Origin of the sequence: Escherichia albertii (assembly GCF_028622335.1) — a bacterium.
GTDB classification, from domain to species: domain Bacteria; phylum Pseudomonadota; class Gammaproteobacteria; order Enterobacterales; family Enterobacteriaceae; genus Escherichia; species Escherichia albertii.
The window spans coordinates 3,996,334-4,021,870 of record NZ_CP117568.1 but is presented as its reverse complement, the minus strand read 5'-3'; the positions used below and the strand labels follow the sequence as shown (position 1 = coordinate 4,021,870).

At 51.9% G+C, this 25,537-nt stretch carries 19 protein-coding genes and 3 pseudogenes; 14 read left to right on the top strand and 8 right to left on the bottom strand.

The genetic code is table 11. The features are described from left to right. Window positions 1–16: 16 nt before the first annotated feature. Window positions 17–463, bottom strand: coding sequence for an Ivy family C-type lysozyme inhibitor (gene ivy, locus PS053_RS19415; RefSeq protein WP_002430282.1), 447 nt, complete (start codon window positions 461–463; stop codon window positions 17–19). Between the two features lie 179 nt (window positions 464–642). On the opposite strand from ivy, the gene PS053_RS19410 reads away from it, so the two are divergent. Further along, on the top strand, window positions 643–1,413 hold the full coding sequence (locus PS053_RS19410; protein WP_256879080.1) for an amidohydrolase: 771 nt from the start codon (window positions 643–645) through the stop codon (window positions 1,411–1,413). A 68-nt stretch (window positions 1,414–1,481) separates the two neighbouring features. On the opposite strand, the pseudogene PS053_RS19405 reads toward PS053_RS19410, so the two are convergent. From PS053_RS19405 to PS053_RS19375, 7 genes and pseudogenes are all read right to left on the bottom strand, one after another. Then, window positions 1,482–1,818, bottom strand: a pseudogene (locus PS053_RS19405) (ISAs1 family transposase); the annotation flags it as partial. Window positions 1,819–1,994: 176 nt separating this feature from the next. After that, on the bottom strand, window positions 1,995–2,495 hold the full coding sequence (locus PS053_RS19400; RefSeq protein ID WP_256879081.1) for an ankyrin repeat domain-containing protein: 501 nt from the start codon (window positions 2,493–2,495) through the stop codon (window positions 1,995–1,997). Window positions 2,496–2,565: 70 nt separating this feature from the next. Continuing rightward, window positions 2,566–4,074, bottom strand: a pseudogene (locus tag PS053_RS19395) (RHS repeat-associated core domain-containing protein); the annotation flags it as partial. 360 nt (window positions 4,075–4,434) lie between these two features. Then, window positions 4,435–5,445, bottom strand: a complete 1,011-nt coding sequence (locus PS053_RS19390) for a tetratricopeptide repeat protein (protein WP_149540557.1) — start codon at window positions 5,443–5,445, stop codon at window positions 4,435–4,437. Further along, window positions 5,429–9,844, bottom strand: a complete 4,416-nt coding sequence (locus tag PS053_RS19385) for an RHS element core protein (RefSeq protein ID WP_256908043.1) — start codon at window positions 9,842–9,844, stop codon at window positions 5,429–5,431. Before PS053_RS19385 ends, PS053_RS19390 begins: the two co-directional genes overlap by 17 nt. 75 nt (window positions 9,845–9,919) lie before the next feature. Beyond that, window positions 9,920–12,061, bottom strand: a complete 2,142-nt coding sequence (locus PS053_RS19380) for a type VI secretion system Vgr family protein (RefSeq protein ID WP_256908044.1) — start codon at window positions 12,059–12,061, stop codon at window positions 9,920–9,922. A gap of 209 nt (window positions 12,062–12,270) precedes the next feature. Further along, the gene (locus PS053_RS19375; RefSeq protein WP_001142955.1) at window positions 12,271–12,789 is read right to left on the bottom strand and encodes an Hcp family type VI secretion system effector; all 519 of its coding nucleotides are present in this window, start codon (window positions 12,787–12,789) and stop codon (window positions 12,271–12,273) included. Window positions 12,790–13,433: 644 nt separating this feature from the next. Here PS053_RS19375 and tssB point away from each other — a divergent pair. The 13 genes and pseudogenes from tssB (at window position 13,434) to tnpC (ending at window position 25,537) form a co-directional block, all read left to right on the top strand. Continuing rightward, complete coding sequence (tssB, locus tag PS053_RS19370) at window positions 13,434–13,934, top strand: type VI secretion system contractile sheath small subunit (protein ID WP_000037393.1); 501 nt, start codon at window positions 13,434–13,436, stop codon at window positions 13,932–13,934. 294 nt (window positions 13,935–14,228) lie between these two features. Then, window positions 14,229–15,695 (top strand): type VI secretion system contractile sheath large subunit, encoded by a 1,467-nt coding sequence (gene tssC, locus PS053_RS19365; protein ID WP_054412784.1) that lies wholly within the window; start codon window positions 14,229–14,231, stop codon window positions 15,693–15,695. A gap of 6 nt (window positions 15,696–15,701) precedes the next feature. Then, complete coding sequence (gene tssE, locus PS053_RS19360; protein WP_256879472.1) at window positions 15,702–16,115, top strand: type VI secretion system baseplate subunit TssE; 414 nt, start codon at window positions 15,702–15,704, stop codon at window positions 16,113–16,115. Between the two features lie 3 nt (window positions 16,116–16,118). After that, window positions 16,119–17,969 (top strand): type VI secretion system baseplate subunit TssF, encoded by a 1,851-nt coding sequence (gene tssF, locus PS053_RS19355; RefSeq protein WP_044714119.1) that lies wholly within the window; start codon window positions 16,119–16,121, stop codon window positions 17,967–17,969. Further along, window positions 17,933–19,015, top strand: a complete 1,083-nt coding sequence (gene tssG, locus PS053_RS19350) for a type VI secretion system baseplate subunit TssG (protein ID WP_103053279.1) — start codon at window positions 17,933–17,935, stop codon at window positions 19,013–19,015. The genes tssF and tssG overlap by 37 nt, the downstream gene beginning before the upstream one ends. Window positions 19,016–19,039: 24 nt before the next feature. Beyond that, entirely contained in the window at window positions 19,040–20,320 is a 1,281-nt protein-coding gene (tagH, locus tag PS053_RS19345; protein ID WP_059272067.1) for a type VI secretion system-associated FHA domain protein TagH, read from the top strand. Then, complete coding sequence (gene tssJ / locus PS053_RS19340; protein ID WP_098402510.1) at window positions 20,317–20,841, top strand: type VI secretion system lipoprotein TssJ; 525 nt, start codon at window positions 20,317–20,319, stop codon at window positions 20,839–20,841. The genes tagH and tssJ overlap by 4 nt, the downstream gene beginning before the upstream one ends. 2 nt (window positions 20,842–20,843) lie before the next feature. After that, window positions 20,844–22,175, top strand: a complete 1,332-nt coding sequence (tssK, locus tag PS053_RS19335) for a type VI secretion system baseplate subunit TssK (RefSeq protein WP_256879473.1) — start codon at window positions 20,844–20,846, stop codon at window positions 22,173–22,175. A 4-nt stretch (window positions 22,176–22,179) separates the two neighbouring features. Continuing rightward, window positions 22,180–22,941 (top strand): type IVB secretion system protein IcmH/DotU, encoded by a 762-nt coding sequence (icmH, locus tag PS053_RS19330; RefSeq protein ID WP_044712016.1) that lies wholly within the window; start codon window positions 22,180–22,182, stop codon window positions 22,939–22,941. Between the two features lie 8 nt (window positions 22,942–22,949). Further along, window positions 22,950–23,057 (top strand): annotated as a pseudogene (locus PS053_RS23195) (hypothetical protein); the annotation flags it as partial. Between the two features lie 84 nt (window positions 23,058–23,141). After that, a complete protein-coding gene (tnpA, locus tag PS053_RS19325) occupies window positions 23,142–23,567 on the top strand; it encodes an IS66-like element accessory protein TnpA (protein WP_000422741.1) in 426 nt (141 codons plus the stop codon). After that, window positions 23,564–23,914, top strand: coding sequence for an IS66 family insertion sequence element accessory protein TnpB (tnpB, locus tag PS053_RS19320; RefSeq protein WP_000624718.1), 351 nt, complete (start codon window positions 23,564–23,566; stop codon window positions 23,912–23,914). Before tnpA ends, tnpB begins: the two co-directional genes overlap by 4 nt. Before the next feature lie 30 nt (window positions 23,915–23,944). Beyond that, window positions 23,945–25,537: an IS66 family transposase gene (gene tnpC / locus PS053_RS19315; protein WP_048237919.1), complete on the top strand. Its 1,593-nt coding sequence runs from the start codon at window positions 23,945–23,947 to the stop codon at window positions 25,535–25,537.

Genomic DNA, 25,537 nt, shown 5'->3' with positions numbered 1-25,537 from the left:
TTTCTTTATCTGCTAATTATTTAAAATTAAATCCATTTGGATGGTTTTCCAGGCTGCCGCTCAACGCCGCGAACAGCACTGTTTTACCATCAATAGAGAGCGCATCATCCACGTTCAGCCAGGTGAGTTTCTCTTGTGAAGTATTCTCATCAACAGTCGAGAACAGGCCAGCCATCTGATGAGATTTCTCTGACCACATTACCGCGATACGTTGCGAACCGCAGTCATGCGGTTTGCACGCGCTCATCACCTGATAAGATTCATTCCCCAATTTCACAGTTTGTGCGGGGGTATTCGTACCACCAGCCATCACCCAGGCCGGCAGTTTATGCCCTTGAACCATCTGATTAAACGCAGCTTTGGTGGCATCGCCTTTTGCCAGGCTGCTAATGGTTAAATCATCCTGCGCCATTGCACTGGTGGCGATGACCAAAGCGGCGACAGCCGTTATTGCCTTAAACATCATTCCTCCCGAGCTTTTCCACTCATGTTATTAACGTCCTAAAGATTGGCGATAACGCGGCAATTTGCAAATCAGATATTTCTAATATCAGCATTTGTTATCAATTTATTCCACGCTAAGGCAACAGCCTGATAAGGTGTTAAAGTTATAATCCCCCCCGACTAAAGGAGTTGAACACCGTGTCTGGTTTGAAGATTACGCTTTTGCAGCAACCGCTGGTGTGGATGGATGGCCCGGCTAACCTGCGCCATTTTGATCGTCAGCTGGAAGGAATTACCGGACGTGATGTGATCGTTTTACCGGAAATGTTCACCAGCGGTTTTGCGATGGAAGCGGCGGTTTCATCGCTATCGCAAGATAACGTCGTGGGCTGGATGGCAGCAAAAGCACAACAGTGTAATGCGCTGATTGCAGGCAGTGTTGCATTGCAAACGGATTCTGGTGCGGTTAATCGCTTTTTGCTGGTTGAGCCGGACGGCACGGTACATTTCTATGATAAGCACCATCTGTTTCGAATGGCGGATGAGCATCTGCACTATAAAGCGGGAAATGAGCGGGTGATTATGGAATGGCGCGGCTGGCGTATTTTGCCACTAGTATGCTACGACCTGCGTTTTCCGGTATGGTCGCGTAATCTCAATGATTATGATCTGGCAATTTACGTTGCTAACTGGCCTGCCCCGCGCTCGCTGCACTGGCAGGCGTTACTGGCGGCACGCGCTATTGAGAATCAGGCATATGTCGCGGGATGTAACCGAGTGGGCAGCGACGGTAACGGCTGCCACTATCGCGGCGACAGCAGGGTAATTAATCCACAAGGCGAGATTATCGCCACCGCCGAACCGCACCAGGCCACACGCATAGATGCGGAACTTTCGATGGTGGCATTACGGGAATATCGTGAAAAATTCCCGGCCTGGCAGGATGCGGATGGGTTTAGGTTGTTGTGAGTGGGGGTTATGTTTAGATCCAGGAGGAGTCTGGGTAAGCTTACGAAAGCCCGCTCCCCGCAAGGACGTGTTTTTCCATCCATTGTGATGACGTCTTTATCATCTGAAGAATGGCAGTCACGCATCCAGTTAATAAAGCACTCGTGAATTTTTGCAGGACTGATACAGGATATAACTCTGGCAATAGTATCATGAACAGGAATACCATTTTCAAAATCACCATATTGCTTCAAAAAATCGAGATGTGTTTCACCGAAACTCTCTATATCTTCATAGTCTTCTGCACCAGGAATGACGGCACAAATAGTCAATAGTAGAACATCTGATAATTTATCATTCTACTTTCCAGGCTTGTCTGTAATCGGGGATAATTGATATATGCGCCATTAATTTTTCGATATCCATGTTTTATCTCCTTATTTTTCAGGAGATAGTTGATCATAACTAACAGCAAAATGGTAGTTTCCACTGTCAACAAACCGTACATTTTTTAAGCAAGAATGCTGTTTTAATTGTGCAAAAAACACACTTCTGATGATCTTTCCCTGAGGCAAGATCATGAATTGCATTTTTGTTAAATCTCACTTTTTATTCTCAATCGACCCCATATGTACTGCTGGTTCAGCACCATGCTTCAGTAGAAAATTAACGAAATCGACATTATGCTTCCATCTGGCGACGCCTAGAGGATTTCGCCCAATGGCAGGGGAAATTTTATTAATATCTGCCCCATGTAATAGCAAAAATTCAGCTATATCCTGATGTGCTTGAGTTCCATAATATGCAGAAATAATTAATGGTGTTTCCTTATACTTACCTGTAATACCATTGACATCAGTTTTTGCCACATCAACAAGAAAGTAAACAGCTTCGACATTGGCTCTGCCTACAGCTTTACTTAATGCTTCATCTCTACCGGGAATAGTTACATCTCTACATTGTTTAATGTCATGATTTTCGCACTGTCCATCACTTAAACATCTTTCACAAAAAAACCATATTTCTTTTAATTCATCAACATCATCTGGAAAACTGGCGACAGAACTCAATGAGTAGTTTTTCTCAAAAACATCATCAACCATACTGCAACCTACCAAAAACGGGATAAAAAATATTGAAAATAACATTATAAGCTTTAATACCCCCCTGCATTCAATTTGGATTAACAACTCTATCATGCGCCTGCTTATATTCATCTGGATTGACATTCTCTCCCATGCTTTGTAATAAATCTAACATTTCAAATTCCATATAGTTATTTAATGCTTTTCCCTGTGCGGCATCATAGGCCGACTGACCAAATTTACTTACTGCGAATTCATATCCTCCTGCCATACCATTACAAAAGGGACGATATAATGTATGCAATCCTTTTAAATCATTTTTACATGCGTATTTCATATCAGCCCCAAGGCCTTTATCACAAGTAGCCTTGTTACTATCTAATGTTCCATAGCATATATCATGATTTCGACAGGCTGGTAAAAAGTCAGCAGCCCCCAAAGAATCAGGTACAAATCTGTCTGTACTCTCATCTCCACATCCATAGCCCCAAGGATGACCATCAGAACGCATCCCTTTTTGCCCCAGCGGATCTGTCTCTGTTACTGGATTCAGTGGGTAATTATACTGATTCCATCCACCTCTTAGCCCAATCGGATCCTGAGTGATATACCGTCCCTGCAACGGGTCATAGTACCGGTGACGGTTGTAGTACAGCCCCGACTCCTCATCATACTGCTGCCCCGGTAGACAGTACGGCTGTTGCAGGTGCTGCGCGCTGGTTTCGCCCAGCTGGTTCCCCCACTCGTCATACACTCCGTGCCATGCTGTTTCGCCTTCCGGGCTGATGAGCGCCTGCGGCAGTCCACGGTGGTCACAGTGGTAAAGATGAAGTTTCCGCTCCGGGATGTATTCCGCCTCCATCTGACTTTCCATCTGCGCCGCCGTCAGCCCGCACTGCGCAAGCCATGCTTCACTCTCCGCACTCACCGCACCCGCGCGCAGTTCCCGCTCCAGCCTTCCCAGCATCACCGCCAGCTCCGCCGGTAGCGTCACCCCCGTGTCCTCCTGCAACACCTCCGCCAGGCTACGGTGCCGCGCCTTCGCCTGTTCGCCATTCTCTGTTTCGATTCTCAGGAGCGGTGTGAAGCTCCCCGGCTGGTACACCGTCTGGATACGGCTCTGTCGGGTCTGGATGGTGGTCAGACGGTCGCCGTCCCACCCGTACCAGGTCACTTCCGGTTTACGCGACAGCGACATCCACCCCGTCAGGTCACGCTCCCGCCGCCACACCCGTTTCCCCGTCCGGCGGCCCAGCGGGTCATACAGGTAGCGGCTTTCGACCAGCGGCTCACCATGCTGTATCCGCGTGTAGAACACCAGACGGTGCTGGCTGTCGTAATGGTAGTGGTGGGTGCGCTCGTCGTGCATCCGTATCACCCCTTCCGGGATACGGTCCGTCTTCTCCGCCAGCCTGCCGTACTCATCGTAGCGGTAGACATAGTGCGCATCCTCCGCGATGCGGTTATCCGGCCACGCCGTGAACGTACTGTCCGGGTGCAGTTCCGGGTCCGTCGCATACGGGATATCAATGTCCAGGTTCGCTGCCGTGGTGTGGACGCCCGTCAGCCTTCCCGTATCGCTGTAACGGTACGCCCGGCAGCACCTTTGTCCCCAGCCGCGGGTTCACCGGGTTAGCACAAGTAACCCCTCCCGGACACACCGAGCAGACCACTCCCGTCGGCGCGCCTATCAGCCCCCCTGCTGAACCCTACACAATATCCAGTCCCTTGCGGGTCATGTCGCCCTGCCGCGCTGCCGATTTTCCGCTCATGGTTTATTCTTCTTCCTATGAACTGATTTACATTAGGTTGGTTATTTTCCCATACCTACAACTATATTTTCTCTCTGAATTTAATACGTGCAAGACAATCGCAGCACTCTAACTGACTTCGATGCGATTTGGTGTTCAGAAAAATCCCTCATTAGATTATTATCATGAAATATAGCCAATTATCTTTAGTTTTTATATTTCTCAATATATTCTTTTGAAAGAATCCGCGCCCTTTCAAACTCTTCAGGAGTTAATCTATTTTCCATCTTCAATTTATATTGAGCACTTTCATCAAGCCCATGAGCGTATGCGGCACTGAACCAGGCATATGCCTGTTTATTATCGAGTGGTAACTCTTTCGTGCCTACGGAATAGATTAATGCAAGATTATGTTGTGCAACAGGATCACCATGTGTGGCTGACTTTCTTAACAGTTCTATTGCTTTATATTTATTTACAGTAATCCCACCCAGTCCTTCATAGTAAAAGATACTTAGTGCTGATTGTGCTTTTGTGAAACCTTGACTTGCCGATTTATCATACCAAAAGGCGGCTTTATTATAATCCTTTTTAATAATAATGCCTTCATAATAGAGTCGCCCTAAATGATACTGAGCAACCTTATCCCCTTGCTCCGCAGCGATACGATACCACTTCTCTGCCAGATCTTTTTTGTTAGTCTCATCATATAGTAAAGCAAGATTAGTTTGAGCCGTAACTAATCCAGAATTTGCAGCTTTATTTAACCACGCTATGGCCTTACCATAATCTCTTATCACGCCACTCCCTTTACTATATAATACTCCTAAATTTCCCTGCGCCTCTGGAAAACCTTTTTCAGCTGCCATTTGATACCATTCAAATGCTTTTTCATAGCTTTGAGACACCCCATAACCATGAGCATACATAAAACCAAGATTATATTGAGCCTCTGGCATCCCCTGATTTGCCGCAAGCATATACCAATATACTGCATTTTTATAACTCTGGATACCTTCAGAACCAGTTCGATATAGTTCAGCAAGATTAAATTGTGCAGTAGCATCTCCCTTATCAGCATCTTTTCTTATATATGTCATTTTATTGGAGGCTGCTGTGTATTCTGTCACCCCAATTGCGACAGGAATACTCAACACTTCAAAAAAAAACATCACAACAACATACATTAATATTTTTCGGTTATTTTTTATTGGCATCTTTTTTATCATCACCTTTAAGTTTATCTACCGCTTCACTAGAAGTCACGTCAGTAATATAATCTCCAAAAGCATTTTCAGGCACAAAGGGCAATTTACTCAAAGTTGCACCTAATAATTCCTCCGCTCCTGTATCAGCAGCAGCATAAACACCAGATTTAAAATCCCCTCCCTTACTTAAAAATGACAATCCCATTTTCAAAGCTATTTTCTCAACAAACGTTTTTCCCGCTCCCCAAGAACCACCTAAAGCACATAGCGCCAACTCAGATTTATCCGGCATCTTATGATCAGACATATAGTCAGTCGTAGCAACCGCACCACATGAACTAAGACTTCCAATTGCCATCTCTCCCCATGTAAGAGTCCCTCTTTCTAATGCAGCCGCACTTGCTACTGGCCCGGTAAATACTACTCCGGCAATAACAGGAGGCAGCAAAGCCCATCCTTTTACATAATCGTCTAATGGATTATACACTCCACGCATACTTGAAAAATCATCCAACGCTTTAAATTTTTCTTCATCTGACAGGTTCGGGGCGAATCCAACATTAGCCCCCTGCATAGTGTTATAATAATTAGTTCCAAACATCATTTGCGGTGTTACATCGGCTAACCCCAACGGATCTATATGTTCAATAGGATTGAGTGGGTACTGGTAAGGATTTAATCCCCCTTCCAGCCCAATAGGATCCTGAGTGATATACCGTCCCTGCAACGGGTCATAGTATCGGTGACGGTTGTAGTACAGCCCCGACTCCTCATCATACTGCTGCCCCGGCAGACGGAGTGACTGTTGCAGTTGCTCCGGGTTTTCCTCTCCCAGCAGGTTTCCCCACTCGTCATACTCCCCGCGCCACGCCGTTTCCCCTTCCGGGCTGATGAGCGCCTGCGGCAGTCCCCGGTGGTCACAGTGGTAAAGATGAAGTGTCCTCTCCGGGACGTATTCCGCCTCCATCTGGCTTTCCATCTGCGCCGCCGTCAGCCCGCACTGCGCAAGCCATGCCTCACTCTCCGCACTCACCGCCCCCGCGCGCAGTTCCCGCTCCAGCCTTCCCAGCATCACCGCCAGCTCCGCCGGTAGCGTCACCCCCGTGTCCTCCTGCAACACCTCCGCCAGGCTACGGTGCCGCGCCTTCGCCTGTTCGCCATTCTCTGTTTCGATTCTCAGGAGCGGTGTGAAGCTCCCCGGCTGGTACACCGTCTGGATACGGCTCTGTCGGGTCTGGATGGTGGTCAGACGGTCACCGTCCCACCCGTACCATGTCACCTCCGGTTTACACGACAGCGACATCCACCCCGTCAGGTCACGCTCCCGCCGCCACACCCGTTTTCCCGTCCGGCGGCCCAGCGGGTCATACAGGTAGCGGCTTTCGACCAGCGGCTCACCATGCTGTATCCGCGTGTAGAACACCAGACGGTGCTGGCTGTCGTAGTGGTAGTGGTGGGTGCGCTCGTCGTGCATCCGTATCACCCCTTCCGGGATACGGTCCGTCTTCTCCGCCAGCCTGCCGTACTCATCGTGGCGGTAGACATAGTGCGCATCCTCCGCGATGCGATTATCCGGCCACGCCGTGAGGGTGCTGTCCGGGTGCAGCTCCGGGTCCGGCAGCCGGTTTCCTGCCGGGTCCGTCGCATACGGGATATCGATATCCAGGTTCGCCGCCGTGGTGTGGACGCCCGTCAGCCTTCCCGTGTCGCTGTAACGGTACTCCCGGCTCTCCTGCGGGCCGCTGATGCGGATTAGCTGTCCGTTGTCGTTCCAGTCGTGGTCACGGTCAAGCTGCGGGAGATTCAGGTGCCTGCTCCGGAGCTGGCCTGTGAGGGTGTACGCCGTGGCCTGCTCGTACCCCGCTGTACTGCTGTCTGCCCCGTTACCGAAGCTGCGCACCGTCTCACGGTGCAGCCGGTCCCGCGTGTACTCAACCAGTGGCGTTCCGCCCAGCTTCATCCCCGTAAGATAACCACTGCCATACGTCAGCCACTCCACCGGCGGCAGTCCGTCCGGCTCCTGACGGTTCGCCAGCCCCTGTTCGCTGTACGCGTGCCCCGTCTCATGCTCCCACAGCATCTCCCCCGTCTCCGGGTTCTCCACCGTCTGCCGTTCGCCCGTCAGGCGGCCTTTATCGTCATAGCCGTAGTGGACCGCCACGCGGTGGCCTTCACTCAGGTGGCTGATTTCTGTCAGCCACCCGTGCTCATCATACTGCCACTGCTCCGCCGGGTCGCCGTTCACCGTCCGGTGCGTGATGCGGTCTGCTTCATCGTAGTACCACTGCGTGACCAGCCCCTCATCCTCGCTGCGGATTAGCTGCCCTGTGGCGCTGTACCGGTAACGCTGTGTCCTGCCGTCAAAGCCGCGCTGCTCCGTCAGGCGGTCCACCGGGTCATACCGGAACGTGGACTGGCTGCCGTTCTCGTTGGTCAGCACGGTGATGCGCCCGGCAGCGTCATACTCCATGCTGCGCGTCAGCCCGCCCTGCGTGGTGCTGATGGCTTTACCCCACGCATCGTACTTTGTCTCACTGCGGCTGCCGTCCGGGGCAATGATAGCGGTGAGGTCGCCTGCGGCGCTGTACTCATAACGGGTTTCACGCCCCTGCGCATCCTTCTGCCCCGTCAGCCTGCCGCGACTGTCATAGATACTGTAAATACTGAGGCCTTCCTCCCGGTGAACCGCTGTCCTCTGTCCGTACCGGTCGTACTCATACCGCGTCGTGTACCCCGAACAGTCCGTGAAGACCAGCAGTTGACCGTAACGGCTCCATGCCATCTGTTTCGTACTGCCCGTCGCATCCTGTATCCCTGTCGGTAGTTCACTCGCCGGATCATCATAGCTGTACCGCGTCGTCTCACCGCTGCGCGAGGTCTCCGCCGCCAGCCTTCCCTTCTCATCATACTCCCGGCTGCTGCGCAGCCCGTCCGGGTACGTCACTGATGTCACCTGCCGCTGGCTGTTGTAGCCATACCGCACCGTCCTGCCGTCCGGCCCCGTCACCGCTGTCACCGCGCCCGACGCCATATGCAGGCTGTACTCCGTCCGCCGTCCTGCCGCATCCGTCTGCGCCTTCAGCCTCCCAGCCTCATCATACTCACTGCGGGTGACGCTCCCGTCCGCATGCGCCTTCTTCATCACCCGCTTCAGGCCACCTTCGCCTTCCGTGTACAGCACCTCCCGTCGGTTCAGGCTGTCCGTGATGGTCACACGGTCCTGCCCGTATTCAAAGCGGTAGTCCAGCCCCTCCGGGTTGACCTGCTCCGTCACCCGCCCGGTATCATCATACCGGTAGCGGCTCTCCGGTCTCCCCGCATAATGGTGCGCCACCATCCGCCCGGTGTGTTCCGCATCATAAGTAAACCCGCGCACCTGTGTTCCGCTGCGGTCATACACCGCCAGCAGTTCACCACGGGCCGTGTACGTGTAGCGCGCCAGCGGCGCGGCGGGCAGCTCATCCGGGTATGCCGGGTCGTGTGTCAGCCATACCGCCTCCAGCCGGATACCATTATCCGTGCCATATCCTGTACCGGCGGGCAGTGTGTCGGGGAAAGCCGGAGAAGAGGAAACAGAACGGAGACTGGCTGGGGAAGATAAAGACGTGGCGCGCTGTTTACGGAAGGCTTCCGCCCGCTGCGCCTGCGTGCTCAGCGTCAGGTGAAAACGGCGGCCCGCGCCGTCCGTCACCCCCGTCACGGCACCCGCCACTTCGCCCTCCGCCGCCCGGTGAAAGGCCAGCGTCCGCCCGAAGCCGTCCACCACGCCCGTCAGCACCCGGTATACGGGCGGCTCCGGCGGCAGCACCTCATCCGCCTCCGGCACCCGCTCCGGCCAGTTGAGTATCCACCACGGCCCCTGAAGACTGTTTGTTGCCAGGTACACATGCGGACTCAGGCGAACATCTTCCGGCAGTACCTGCCAGAGCGCGCTTAACGGCTGCGAACTGTGCTGCTCCGCCACCCCGCCCCTTGCCAGCCAGAACGACTCACTGCGGCTGTAGCTTATCTCGCCGGGAAACAGCGACTCAAAGTGAATGCTCCTGCCACCGCTGTCGTTGAGTATCAGGCCTTCATCGCGTATCTGTAAGCGGATATCGAAGGGCGCTTTCCAGCCGGGGCCAAACACGCCCACCGGCGCGGGCGTCCTGGTCCGGTAACTGCTGTAGGCGCGGGAAAGAATAAACGGCAGCGGGCCGGACAGCGCAAGGTCCGTCTCGCCCGGCAGCACCTTCGCACCCAGTAGCGGGTTCACCGGGTTGCCCTTCTGCTCCTCCACCGGGCTGTTGGGACACACCGAACAGGCCACTCCCGTCGGCGCACCTATCAGCACCCCTGCTGAACCCTGCACAATATCCAGTCCCTTGCGGGTCATGTCACCCTGCCGCGCCGCCGGTTTTCCGCTCATGAATCAATTCCTTCTGCTTTTAATATGGTTCATCTGGTCACTGCACCAGTTCTGTTTTGATTTTCTGCACCGAACTTAATATTTCCGCATATCCGGCATTCCGGGGGGTAAATCTTTCGGCACAGGTGCATCCGGTACAGGTTGTGTGGCACCACAGTTCCAGTTAATCACCGGCGCATCACCGTTCACATCCGACTCCCCTTCCAGATGAATGTGTGTACCATTGAGAAATATGCTTCCGTCCTTCGTCAGTACCAGCCTTGCCTTACCACAGCAGAGCTCCAGATGCTCACCGGCAGAATAAACTGCCGTTTGTCCGCTGTTTTCCTTCATCGTCTTGCCCACCGTGAAGGTGACGTTATTCCCTACATTGACGCTGTAGCCCCTTCCCACCATCAGTGATTTATGCAGCCCCACCTGTGAGGACTGCAATAACGCCACCGAGGTATTCATGATGCCGCCTACCGTCGTCTGGTAAGCCACCCCCACCGTCAGCGCACGAATGATCCCCACCTTTTCAACCTGGTTTGATCCCACTTTGATAATCTGGTTACTGCCTACCGTTTCCACCTGGTTGACACCAACTGTCTGTATCTGATTAACGCCAATTTTCTGGATCTGGTTATTGGTTACGGTGATCGCCTGGTTGTTACCTATTTTTTCGGCATGGTTGTTTATCACATCAGTGGTACGGTCATTGAGCACCTCGGTATCCATGTTCTTCTGCGCGTGGATGTAGACCTGTTCTTTCCCTGTCGCATCGTCAAACTTCAGTTCGTTGAACCCGCTGCCCATATAGGTCTTTGAGCGAATGGTCATCTGCGTTTTGGTGCCCGGCAGGCTACCGGGAGTGCGGTTATCTTCGTGGTAGGTGCGCCCCATAATGATCGGCTGGTCCGGGTCGCCGTTGAGGAAGTCCACAATCACCTCCTGACCCACACGCGGTATCGCCAGGTTGCCGAACCCGGTGCCAGCCCACGCCTGCGCCACCCGTATCCAGCAGGAACTGTCCTGGTCTGACGGGTTATAACGGTCCCAGTTAAATTTCACCCGCACGCGGCCATGTTCATCACAGAAGATTTCTTCCCCCGCCGGCCCGGTCACCACCGCGCTCTGCGGGCCGTCCACCAGCGGTTTCGGCTGTGGCTGCGGTCGCCATGTCCGGTCTGCCGGTATCACCGCAAAATGGTTATTCAGCGTGGTGCCGGCCCCCCCACGTCCCGGTATCGCCTGCGGCTGTTCGCCGTGCAGTTCGCTCGTCACCACCTGCCATTCCCGGTTAAGACTCGCCTGCGGGTGCTCCGTCAGGGTGAACCGCCGTCCCGGCCATATCTCCGGCGAACGGCTTGCCCCGCGTGCCACTTCCGCATTATTGCGCCAGCCGTCCATCTGCCAGCGGGCAAAATTCTTGCCATGTGCATTTTTGAAACGCCCGGGGTAGTCATACACTTCATACTGCGTGCGCTGGTAATCCATATTTTCACCGTCCTGGTCAAAGCGCCCCGCCCAGCCGGGACGTTTAAAGGTGTAATCCTTGACGATGGTCTGTGAGGGGCGTATCTGCGCGCTGTAGCGGAACTGGCTGATGCAGCGGGTGCTCACTTCGGTACGGGTGTTCGGGTTCCAGGGGATTTCAAAGGCGTCAGGCAGGTAGCGCACCGTGTCACACAACACCAGACTCTGGTCGGTACTTTTCTGCGCGTGTTCCTCATAAAAGAAGATGCCTTCCTCCGCCGCCATCCGGCACAAGAACTCGTAATCGGTTTCGCCGTACTGGACACAAAATTCACGGGAAGGATGCGGCTCACTGAACAGCGGGCTCCACTCTGTCACACCGTTTTCCTTCAGGAGCGTGCCGAGGATGCTTTCGATGTCCTCATTCTGGAAGATACGGAAGTTCTGGCGCAGCCCGGCGCGCCACAGCGGCGGACAGACTTTCATGCTGTACAGCATCTGTTTTTTGTCGTTCTCCCCCAGTTCAAACCAGGTCACCACGCCTTTTACCCGGCGCTGTGCGTCATTGCCCTGCCATATCGTCAGGTAGGCCATTTTTTCCAGCACCTGCGGGAAATCAAGGGAGAGAAACTGCTGGCTGACAAGGGAGAGCTCGAGGGAAAAGACTGAAGAGAGCGACTGGCTCAGGTGAAAGGAAACCACCACAAAAGCGTCCGGCGGCAGGCCGTCCACTTCCAGTGTGAAACGTAATCCGGTTGACATGGCAACCTCCGGGGTTAAGGAAAAACAGACTGTTCGCTGTTAAAGCGGCTGTGGCAGTACAGTGTTACGCTTGCATTCAGACACGCTACCGCCGAAGTTTCCGGCATCCGCCATCTCCCGTGAACGTGACCCCTTACTGACAACCCTTCTTTTTACGGCGTGATACAAAAACAGCATCCGACCAGATGATCAGATGCTGTTGGTTTAACTTAGGCTTCCAGCGGTGCACGCCAGTCATCGGCGCCGGAGGTGCCTGATTTGACGTGTTCCCACTCAATTTTGCGGTAGGCCAGTGAAACCTCGAGCAACTGGGTAAACTCACGTTTCGCTGGGTCCTGACAATGCGGCATATGCAGTTTCATATCGACAATCGTCGAATCTGTCAGGCGGGTGGTGAAATAGTGCTCTTGCTTGCCTTCCACGCTAGTGCGCCACCAGTGCAGTTCAGTTTTCGGCAACATTTCGCCGGAAGCCAGTGCGTTATACATCAGCGGAACCGCTTTGTTCAGCGCCACAGTAAAGATGAACGGTTTGTGAGCACGCTGACCAGCAGGCTGACCGGATTGTGGATCGGTTGGGACCGTTACGTTATGCAGAAACTCTTGCACCAGCATTTCGTCTTCGTGCCCCTGCACATAGATATTACCGACAGAATCTGCGGTAAATGCACCAGCAGTAATATTCCCCTGAGTCTGACCTGTAATGGAGATATAACACGGTGTTGGCATTTGTAAACTCCTTGTGAATGTTATTAACAACTACTTACTACTGACCCACCCTTAATTTCCGGCAGGCAGATACAGCACACACTGTGAACTGCATCAATTATTCTGATTTTTTACATACAAACTGAAGTTGATGGTTATCGAATTCACTATTTTTATAGTGAATAAATATTGTATTTCCACCACCAAAACATTTTCCCGACAACTATAATAAGTAGTCCCATACAAGAGCTTCACTGACATAAAAAGCAAAGCTGAATCATGAATAAATATTGTATTTATCCACTCTCAAAATAATCTCATTTTGATAATTTTTGAGATAAACCTCAAATTTGCCACGTTATCAATCACGAGATAAATATATAACCACGCAAACATTAAAAATACTTATCAATCAAGAAATCACATTAAAAACAATACATTACACAAAACCAATCAATTGTATTGCATATTTTTCTCAGGGAGAATACACTTCTTTAAGTTCGATAAAAAGTACTTCTCCTATTTATTTTCATATGTAAAATGCAATTCAGTGACGGAGTAGGAAATTTTATTATTCGTGACACTATAAGAATGGAACTATCGGGAATTTTGGTGCCAATATATCGTGCTCATGGCCTGTACAGATAACATGAGGGATCATTTTTATGAGTAAAAAATTCGAAGGTAGCGTCGCTCCCCGCGAGCGAATTAATATATCTTACGTTCCAAAAACAGATGGTCAGACTGCTGAGGTGGAACTTCCACTAAATATGCTCGTTGTCGGCGATACCGGAAATACACAAGAGACATCCCCTCTGGATGAGCGTCAGGCCGTTTCTGTTAACAAACACAATTTCGGCGCAGTGATGGCTGAAGCAGCCATCGGCCTGAGTTTTACCGTTCCCGCGGTATTAAAGGAAGGTCCCAATGATGAAGAATTGAATGTCGCGTTGAATATCAAATCACTGGATGACTTTTCCCCGGACAGCGTAGCCAGACAGGTTCCTGAAGTGAATAAATTACTGGATCTACGTGAAGCGCTGACCGCACTGAAAGGGCCAATGGGCAATCTCCCTGCATTTCGAATCCAACTTCAGGCCTTACTGGAAAACGAGGAATCCCGGGAGCAGTTACTCAGAGAAATCGGTCTGGTAAGCGGAAAGTAATTATCACCATTTCATTAAACATGGGTTGTCCAGGCGCGGCGGCAAACAAAAATATCCCCGGGAACAATCTCGCTCTGACCAGGGCTTTTTGCAGGCAGTTCACTGGGTGCGTTTCAGTCGGACCGGTGAAATAAACCGGGAGGCAATAGATATGTTGGTGGCCAAACAGGATAGTCGCATCAGTTGCTTGATGGGTAGATAAGATTATCCATCTTTACGTCCTGCAGCAGTGTGAGTCTCACTAACGGCGAACCCCCAGCTTCAGAAACACAGCTAAATAGAAGGATTTTCGGTATGTCTTTACAGGAAGAAGAACGCGTTTCCAGTCACGTCGAGCAAACATCATCGCTGCTTGATCAAATAATGGCGCAGACCCGTATTCAGCCAGGCTCAGAAGGTTATGATGTTGCCCGCCAGGGGGTGACAGCCTTTATCACCAGTATCCTGCAATCCACTGCATCTGCTGAACCGGTCAATAAACTGGCTGTGGACAGCATGATTGCAGATATCGATGAACGCATCAGTCGCCAGATGGATGGCATCATCCATGCGCCCGCCTTTCAACAGGTAGAGTCATTCTGGCGCTCACTGAAAACCATGGTGGATCGCGTTGACTTCCGTGAAAATATCAAGATCAACGTGCTTCATGTCACCAAGCAGGAGCTTCTGGAAGATTTCGAATTTGCCCCAGAAATCATTCAGTCAGGATTTTATAAACACGTTTATTCATCTGGATTCGGACAGTTTGGTGGGGAACCCATCGCCGCCGTACTGGGCGCTTACGAGTTCAAAAATACCACACCTGACATGAAACTACTGCAATACGTCAGTGCTGTTGGCGCAATGGCGCACGCACCATTCCTGTCCTCTGTCTCCCCAGAATTTATGGGCCTGACGTCCTGGACCGAACTACCTAATATCAAGGATCTTTATGCCATCTTTGAAGGTCCGGCCTATACCAAATGGCGCACCCTGCGTGACTCGGAAGACTCGCGCTATTTAGGGCTTACCGCGCCGCGCTTCCTGCTTCGCCAACCCTATTCGCCGACGGATAACCCTGTTAAGAACTTTAATTATCACGAAGATGTCAGTCGAAACCACGAAGATTATCTGTGGGGTAATACGGCCTGGATGCTGGCGTGCAATGTCGCTGATAGTTTTGCCAAATACCGCTGGTGTCCAAATATCATTGGCCCGCAAAGCGGCGGCGCGGTGAAAGATCTGCCAGTGCATCTGTTCGAAACGATGGGGCAGATTCAGGCCAAAATTCCAACCGAGGTACTGATCACCGATCGCCGCGAATTTGAACTGGCTGAAGAAGGGTTTATCACCCTGACCATGCGTAAAGACTCTGATAATGCCGCCTTTTTCTCCGCAAACTCGGTACAAAAGCCGAAACACTTTCCGGCTAAAGACGCAGAAACCAACTATAAGCTGGGTACACAGCTTCCTTATCTTTTCATAATTAATCGGTTAGCTCACTACATTAAAGTATTGCAGCGTGAGCAACTGGGGTCATGGAAAGAAAGGAGCGATTTAGAAAGGGAGCTTAATACCTGGATCCGCCAGTATGTTGCCGACCAGGAAAACCCACCAGCAGACGTACGCAGTCGCAAGCCTCTACGCGCAGCCAAAGTTGAGGTTATGGATGTAGAAGGTGAACCCGGCTGGTACCAGGTCGCACTGAGTGTGAGACCACATTTCAAATTTATGGGGGCAAACTTTGAGCTCTCCCTGGTTGGTCGGTTAGACAGAGAGTAACGCAGCATGATACCGGATCGGGAAAGAAGCACAGGTTCTCTTTTTGAGCGTATGGAAGCTCCCCCAACCAGAAGGCAACAGGGAAGCAGCAGCCATATGCTCAGGCAGTCCATTCGCCAGAATCTGCGAAATATCCTTAATACCCGGTCCGGTAGTTGCCGGGGCGCGCCTGAGCTAGGAATTAATGAACCGGAAGGTGTTGATAACTTTCGCGAATCAATGAGTCGAACCATAGCTCAATGTATAGAACGCTATGAACCCCGAGTCTCACAGGCTGAAGTACAGGCAGTAATGACATCCGCCTCCAGTCCGCTGGATATGATGTTTCACATTACAGCCTGGGTGACATTTAACGATACTCACGAAGTGTTTGAATTTGATATGGCGCCGAATGGCAGCCAGCATTATCGGGTGGACTGAATAATGGGACTTGAAGAACGTTATTTTCGGGAAGAGCTCGATTATCTGCGCCAACTCAGCAAGCTGCTGGCAACAGAAAAACCCCATCTGGCCCGCTTTTTGGCCGAAAAAGATGCAGACCCTGACATTGAACGTCTGCTGGAAGGCGTGGCTTTTCTTACCGGCAATCTTCGCCAGAAAATTGAGGATGAATTTCCAGAACTGACGCACGGGCTTATCAAGATGCTGTGGCCTAATTATCTGCGTCCAGTTCCGGCAATGACCCTTATTGAATATACGCCGGATATGGATAAATCTTCTGTTCCGGTGTTAATCCCTCGCAATGAGCAGTTCACAACCAATGCCGGGGAAAGCCGGGTTGACAAGGTTCTGCCCTCTGTTGATACACAGAAAGAACCACCTCCGTGTACTTTCACTCTCTGCCGGGATATATGGTTGCTACCAGTTCGCCTGGAGCAAATTGAAAATCGCAGTACGCCCCGTAATAGCGTCATTAACATTACCTTTTCGGTCGCGCCAGGAACGGACTTCCGCACACTGGATCTGAACAAACTTCGCTTCTGGCTCGGCAATGATGACAACTATACTCGTGATCAACTTTATTTGTGGTTTTGTGAATACTTACAGAGCGCCGACCTGACTGTGGGTGAACAGCATATTCAGCTGCCTGAGTTTATGCTGAAAGCCGTCGGTTTTAAGCCGCAGGATGCCATGCTCCCCTGGCCAAAAAATGTTCACAGCGGCTACCGGATCCTTCAGGAGTATTTCTGTTATCCAGATGCATTTCTCTTCTTTGATCTGTGTGGTTGTCCGGTGTTACCTGGCAGGTTGCAGGCAGACGCCTTTACCCTGCAACTGCGTTTTTCACGCCCATTACCCGTGGATATTCGGCTACGCAACGACTCCCTGCGCCTGTATTGTGCACCTGCCATTAATTTATTCACCCATCACGCAGAAGCCATCACTCTGGACAATCGGCGGGCAGACTATCCGCTGGTCCCCAGCCGTCACTACCCGGAACATTACGATGTATTTTCCGTAAACAGTGTAGTAAGCCAGGTCAAGGATATGTTCAGAAAAAAAGATATGGGACGCCCCGTTTCGACGCAAGCTGCACGTCAGTGGCCTGCCTTTGAAAGCTTCAGTCATCAGATGGAATATAGCCGAAAACGGGAAGTCGTGTACTGGCATCACCGAACCAATACGTCTCTGTTCCATCGCGGCTTTGATCATACTCTCGCCTTTATTCATGCCGATGGCAGTTATCCATCAGATGAATCACTGCTCAGTAATGAAGTGGTTTCGGTATCGCTGACATGCACCAACCGGGAACTTCCATCACAACTTCGCTCTGGCGATATCACCGGCACAACGGGTAAAAATGCGGCGGTAGCATCATTTCGCAACATTATCCGCCCGACACAACCACTCTGGCCGGTTATTGATGGCAGCCTGCACTGGTCCCTGCTCTCTGCCATGAACCTGAATTATCTGTCATTGCTGGACACAGACGCGCTGAAGCAGGTTATCGCTAATTTTGATCGCCACGCAATTCATCATCCACAGACGGCACGGTTGTCACAACAAAAGCTGGATGCCATTGAGCGTCTCGAAACTCGCCCCGTCGATCGTCTGTTCACAGGTATTCCTGTTCGGGGGCTGGCCTCAACGCTGTATCTACATCCTGAGCCGTTTGTCTGTGAAGGGGAAATGTATCTGCTTGGTACAGTGCTTTCGCATTTTCTGTCGCTGTACGCCAGCGTCAACTCATTCCACATGCTGACCGTTGTAAACATGGAAAGCCAGGAGACATGGAAATGGACGGAAAGAAGCGGACAGCATCCCCTCATCTGATTTCGGGTAATCTCCCGGTAAATGAAGGAACGAATGATCCACTGGGTCAGGTTTTCCATAATGCCTGCTCTTATAATTTTTTTGCGATGGCGGAGTTATTGCATCGTCTGGCACAGGGTGAAAAAGGAACGCCAGAATTATCCCTGCGCGATGATCCGATACAGGAAAACCTGCGTTTCAGCGCCGACGCCAGTCTTGCATTTCCATGCAGTGATATCAGTTCACTGAAACGGGATATGTCAGGCGTATTCAGGATGACCACCACATTTATGGGATTACAGGGCAGCCAGTCACCTCTCCCCGGTTATTACCTCGATCACCTGGCCTGGAAAGCGGTACATGAACAGAGCCCGGTAGGTGATTTTCTGGATATGTTCAGCCACCGCCTGACACAGTTTGTCTGGCATATCTGGCGCAAGTACCGTTATCACGTCAGTTTTCGTAACGGCGGTGTGGATGCATTCTCACAGCGCATGTACTCCCTTGTCGGGCTGGGCCATCGTCAGCTTCGCGATAAGCTGGCGATTAATCACAGCAAAATGCTGGCGTATTCTGGAATACTCGCCAATCCGGGACGATCCCCGGAAATTATCTGTGGCCTGGTGTCCCACTGCTTTGATTTGTCAAATGTGACGCTGCAAAACTGGCAACGCCGCAAGGTGGATATTGAACCGGATCAGCAAAACAGCCTGGGATGCTATTCGCTTAAAAATGGCGAAAAACGGGCGGGGAGATCGGTGTTGGGCAGTTTTGTCCTGGGGACTCGAGTGCTCGATCTCAGCGGAAAATTCCAGCTCAGTATTACTAACCTGACCCGAAAACAGTTCCTCTCTTTTCTGCCGTCCGGCGAAAACTTCCTGCCGCTGACGATGTTCGTGTCCTTCATCCTGCGCGATCAGCTTGCCTGGGATTTACATCTGGGACTGGCGCCGGAACAGGTCGGCGCAATGCGTCTGGGCGATAACAAAAGTGCGCTGCTGGGTTGGACCAGCTTCCTCGGCACACCGGAAGAACGACCTTCAGTCGCCATCAGGGTAAGGTCGTAAATTATGATAATCACGGAGCAGAATATGCCGGAAGAGAAACAACAGACGCTTTCATTGCAGATCATCAACAGCAGTGAGCTGGAAAGCGGGCGCACGGCGCGCTGTCTGTTCACGCAACAGGGAAATGTCGGCCATGGCCCCGAATGCCACTGGTCGGTACAAGATCGTCAGCAAAGCATTCCGGCACTGGCTTTTACCGTAGTCCTGCACGAGGGTTCATTTTGCCTGCATCCGCAAACTGCGCAACTGTGGCTGAACCAGGCAAAAATCACAGCAACATCAGATCTGATACAGCTGCGCCAGGGCGATGAGCTCCAGATCGGGCGGCTGATGGTAAGAGTCCACCTGAGTCGGGGAGATGCTCCCCACTACGATGAGACAATGATCACGCCTGAAACCATTGTCACCAATCGCGATATACTTGCAGATACCCTGCTGTCAACCGAGGGCGCGCCACACTATCCGGGAATGACTTACCGACACCAGCTTGCAGACACTGTAGTAAATGGTTTTTCAGCCGATCCACTCCAGGCACTCCAGTCCGAAAGTCTGGTAACCACCGACGCTCCGCTGTCAGGTATTGCGACTGTCCGTCCCTCGGCGCCACTGTCCGATCCGGCGGGCAATGGAGGCATCAACACTCCATTTATGGATTTGCCTCCCATCTACGCCCGTCCTGGCGATCGTAGCGATGACCTCTCCCCGACAGAAATGGCGCAACGCCACCTTGCCGTCACACCATTACTACGCGGTCTTGGCGGTTCGCTGACCGTGAACAATTCCGACGATGCGGATGATTTTCTGGAGGAGGCCGGACGAACGTTACAGGCGGCAATAAAAGGTCTGCTCGATTTGCAGCAACAGCGTAACAGCCTGTCAGACAAACATTTACGCCCGCTGGAAGATAACCCACTGCGCCTGAACATGGATTACGCCGTCGCGCTCGACGTGATGTTTGCCGAAGGTAAAAGCCCGGTACACCTGGCTGCCCCCGCGGCCGTCAGTGAAAGTCTTCGCAATGTCCGCCACCATGAAGAAGCCAACCGGGCGGCGATTGTGGAGTCGCTCCGTGTCCTGCTGGACGCCTTCTCCCCCAGGAATCTGATGCGTCGTTTTGTACAGTACCGTCGAAGTCATGAACTGCGCCAACCGCTGGATGATGCCGGAGCATGGCAAATGTACAGCCATTATTACGAAGAGTTAGCCTCCGATCGCCAACAGGGGTTTGAGATGCTGTTTAACGAAGTCTACGCCCAGGTCTATGACCGGGTACTTCGTGAAAAACAGCGGGAGCCGGAAGCATGAATAAGAAGGCGTTTCTGGCCTGCGTGCTGATGTGCGTCATATTAACCGGCTGCGAAACGGCGAAAAAAATCAGTCAAGTAATCAAAAATCCGAATATCCAGGTAGGGAGTCTGAAAGAACAACCATCAGAAATCATCGTCACTCTGCTGACTGAACCAGACACCAATACCAATGCGGAGGGGGAAGCCGCTGCCGTGGATGTACAACTGATATACCTGACTGACGACTCAAAATTGCAGGCAGCCGACTATGACCAAATCGCCAGTACCCCGTTACCGGATGTGCTGGGAAAAAACTATATCGACCACCAGGATTTTAACCTGTTGCCGGACGCCGTCAAAACCCTGCCCCCGGTGAAGCTGGATGAAAAAACACAGTTTATTGGCGTCGTTGCCTATTTCTCCGACGACCAGGCCACTGAATGGAAGCAAATAGAGACGGTGGAAGGAACGGGCCACCACTACCGCCTGCTGGTGCATGTACGTCAAAGCAGCATCGAAATGAAGAAAGAGGATGAATAATTATGGCAACCACTCGCAACAAGGTGATGTGGCAGGAAGGGATGCTGATGCGTCCACACCATTTTCAGCAACAGCAACGTTACAACGACTATCTGGGTAACCGGCGCTTCCTGGCCATGAATGATTTATCCTGGGGGTTTACCGAACTCGCCCTCAACAAAGAACTGTTGGCGCAAGGTAAAATCATGATTGACAGTGCATCGGGCACGTTGCCCGACGGCACCGTTTTCACCATCCCCGACCAGGACGCCTTGCCCGATCCTCTACACCCGCAAAATTTCCCGGATGAAAAAAGCCGTAACATTTACCTGGCTCTGCCGATCGCCAGTGATGTGAGAAATGAAATCAGCGACGGGCAGCGAATCGGTCGTTACCGGCTGAATTATGCCGATGTCAGGGATTTACATTCAGAAGAAGGCGACGCGCGAACACTGACTCTGGGGCAACTGACGCCGCGCATTATGAGTGGTGCAGAAGACATGAGCGCCTGGATTACGCTTCCGCTTTGTCGCATCAGCGAGCGCCATGCCGACGGCTCCCTGACGCTGGATGATGATTTTATCCCCTCCTGTCAGAATATTCAGGTCAGTAAGAAACTGCGTGGTTATCTCAAAGAGGTGCAGGGAGCAATTGGCGGACGGGCAAGCGATCTTGCAAATCGCATTGGTTCTCCGGCACAGAGCGGAATCGCGGATGTGGCAGAATTTATGATGTTGCAGTTGCTTAACCGTAACCAGACCCGGTTTACCCATCGCGCCCGCCGCTCCCAGCTCCATCCAGAAGATTTCTATCTTGATCTTGCCGGATTACTGGGAGAACTGATGACTTTTACCGAGCCATCTCGCCTGCCCTGCCCGCTTGATGTGTATGATCATCATGACCTGACGAAATCATTTAAAACGCTGTTACTGGAAGTCAAGCGAGCACTGCATACCGTTCTGTCCCCCAGAGCAGTTAATCTGCCGCTTCATCTGCGTGATGGCATCTGGCAGGCCGATGTCCATGACACTGAGTTGTTACAGTCTGCGACCTTTGTGCTGGCTGTGGCGGCAAATATGCCTGTCGATCAGATTCAGCGCCAGTTTATTCAGCAGTCGAAAATTTCCTCACCGGAAAAGATCCGCAACACGGTCAGTGTACAGATCCCCGGTATTCCACTGCGCGCACTGATGGTGGCTCCCCGCCAGCTTCCCTACCATTCCGGGTTCAGCTATTTCGAGCTCGACAAGAGCGGTACGGCCTGGGCAGAAATGGCTGCTGCAGGTGCCGTTGCATTGCATGTGTCCGGTAGTTTCCCGGATCTGAATATGCAACTGTGGGCGATAAGAGGTTAAGCCAATGGATGAGGGATCTCTGTCTCTACCCCCATTTACCGAATACGAAAAAAAAGGCCAGCGTGACTACCATCTCGCACTTCGTGGCAACAGCCTTAATCCGATGATCGACGCGGCCACGCCACTCCTCGGTATGGTGATGCGCCTTTCAACCATGAACAGCCAGATGATGCCGGAACACCTTTTTTCTCAGGTGGTGACGGATGTGCAAGCCATGGAACAACTGCTTCAGGAGCAGGGCTACGAACCTGGCGTGATTATTTCATTTCGTTACATCCTCTGCACCTTTATTGATGAAGCGGCCCTCGGCAATGGCTGGTCGAACAAGAACGAGTGGATCAAACAGTCACTGCTGGTCCATTTCCACAATGAAGCCTGGGGTGGCGAGAAAGTTTTCATCCTGCTGGAGCGCCTGATCCGTGAACCTAAACGCTACCAGGATCTGCTGGAATTTCTCTGGATCTGCTTTTCTCTGGGTTTTCGCGGACGCTACAAAGTGGCAACGCAGGATCAAGGAGAATTTGAACAGATCTACCGCCGCCTTTACCACGTTCTGCATAAACTGCGCGGCGATGCGCCCTTTCCGCTGTTACACCAGAATAAAAAAAACCAGGGGGAGCGTTATCAGTTAATCAACCGCCTGACCATTAAGCATATTTTGGGTGGTGGCGTTGTCGTATTGGCGTTTTTCTACCTGTTTTATCTGCTGCGACTGGATAGCCAGACACAGGACATTCTGCACCAGCTAAACAAATTACTTCGATAAGGACATCTATGATCCAGATTGATCTTCCCGCACTGGTAAAGCGGCTTAACCTGTTCTCCCGCCAGGCGCTGGAGATGGCCGCCTCAGAATGTATGAGCCAGCAGGCAGCGGAAATGTAAGCGTAAACTGACCGCCGTATGTAGCCATCAGACGAGAATTGGTAACTTAGACGCCCATCTGATATAGACGGACATCTAAGTATGGAATTACAGGACTGGCGAAAAGAACCTCGTAAAAACTATTCGAATGAATTCAAACTTCGTATGGTGGAACTGGCATCACAACCTGGAGCTTGTGTTGCACAGATTGCACGTGAAAATGGCGTCAATGATAATGTTATTTTCAAATGGCTCAGGCTCTGGCAGAACGAAGGGCGTGTTTCGCGGCGTCTTCCGGTAACGACCTCTTCTGACACTGGCGTTGAATTATTACCTGTAGAAATAACGCCGGATGAGCAGAAAGAACCTGTGGCGGCCATTGCGCCGTCTTTATCCACTTCCACTCAGACCAGAGTCAGTGCCAGTTCCTGCAAGGTGGAATTCCGTCACGGTAACATGACGCTGGAAAATCCATCGCCAGAGCTGCTCACGGTGTTGATCCGTGAACTGACCGGGAGGGGAAGATGATCTCACTCCCATCAGGTACCCGTATCTGGCTCGTTGCCGGCGTTACCGATATGCGTAAATCCTTCAACGGACTGGGAGAACAGGTACAACATGTGCTGAATGATAATCCCTTCTCCGGTCACCTGTTTATCTTCCGTGGCCGACGGGGTGACACCGTTAAAATTCTTTGGGCTGATGCTGATGGTCTGTGCCTGTTCACCAAACGCCTGGAGGAAGGCCAGTTTATCTGGCCTGCGGTACGTGACGGCAAGGTATCCATTACCCGCTCGCAACTGGCAATGCTCCTCGATAAGCTGGACTGGCGTCAGCCAAAAACATCCCGCCTTAACGCACTGACAATGTTGTAAAAAACGCCTGGCCGCATTATAAAAACGGCCATGAGTCAGAAATACCTCATTCGCATTGCAGAACTGGAAAGCCAGCTCCGTCAGAAAGACCAGCAACTGAGTCTGGTTGAAGAGACGGAGGCCTTCCTGCGCTCTGCACTGGCACGTGCCGAAGAAAAGATCGAAGAAGATGAACGGGAAATAGAACATCTGCGGGCTCAGATAGAAAAACTGCGCCGGATGCTGTTCGGTACCCGTTCTGAAAAACTGCGTCGTGAAGTTGAACTGGCTGAGGCTCTGCTGAAACAACGTGAACAGGACAGCGATCGTTACAGTGGGCGGGAAGACGATCCTCAGGTTCCCCGCCAGTTGCGACAGTCGCGCCATCGTCGTCCGTTACCGGCACACCTTCCCCGTGAAATACACCGCCTGGAGCCAGAAGAAAGCTGTTGCCCGGAGTGTGGCGGTGAGCTGGATTATCTGGGGGAAGTCAGCGCTGAACAGCTGGAACTGGTGAGCAGTGCCCTGAAAGTGATCCGCACAGAACGGGTAAAAAAAGCCTGTACAAAATGTGACTGTATTGTTGAAGCACCGGCGCCGTCCCGCCCGATAGAGCGTGGTATCGCGGGCCCCGGATTACTTGCCCGCGTGTTAACGGGAAAATACTGCGAACATCTGCCACTGTATCGTCAGAGTGAAATCTTTGCCCGCCAGGGTGTCGAACTGAGCCGGGCCTTACTCTCCAACTGGGTTGACGCGTGCTGCCAGTTAATGACACCGGTGAATGATGCCCTGTACCGTTATGTAATGAATACCCGCAAGGTTCACACTGATGACACACCGGTAAAGGTACTGGCACCGGGTCAGAAAAAGGCGAAAACAGGGCGTATCTGGACGTATGTCCGGGATGATCGCAATGTGGGTTCGTCATCTCCTCCAGCGGTCTGGTTCGCGTACTCGCCGAACCGGCAGGGAAAACACCCGGAGCAACACCTTCGCCCCTTCCGGGGTATCCTGCAGGCGGATGCGTTCACAGGTTACGACAGGTTGTTCAGTGCAGAACGTGAAGGTGGTGCACTGACAGAAGTTGCGTGCTGGGCCCATGCCCGGCGAAAAATCCACGATGTATACATCAGCAGCAAAAGTGCGACGGCAGAAGAAGCCCTGAAGCGAATCAGTGAACTGTACGCCATCGAGGATGAAATACGGGGATTACCAGAGTCAGAGCGTCTTGCAGCCAGGCAGCAGCGAAGCAAAGCGTTACTGACGTCGCTGCATGAATGGATGGTGGAGAAGAATGGCACGCTGTCGAAAAAATCCAGACTGGGCGAAGCGTTCAGCTATGTACTGAATCAGTGGGACGCCCTCTGTTATTACAGTGATGATGGTTTGGCAGAAGCGGACAATAACACAGCGGAAAGAGCGCTTCGTGCAGTCTGTCTCGGAAAGAAAAATTACGTGTTCTTCGGTAGCGATCACGGCGGCGAGCGTGGAGCACTGCTGTACGGGCTGATCGGCACCTGCCGTCTGAACGGTATCGATCCGGAAGCGTATCTGCGCCATATTCTGAGCGTACTGCCGGAATGGCCCTCCAACCGTGTTGACGAACTCCTGCCATGGAACGTAGTACTCACCAATAAATAA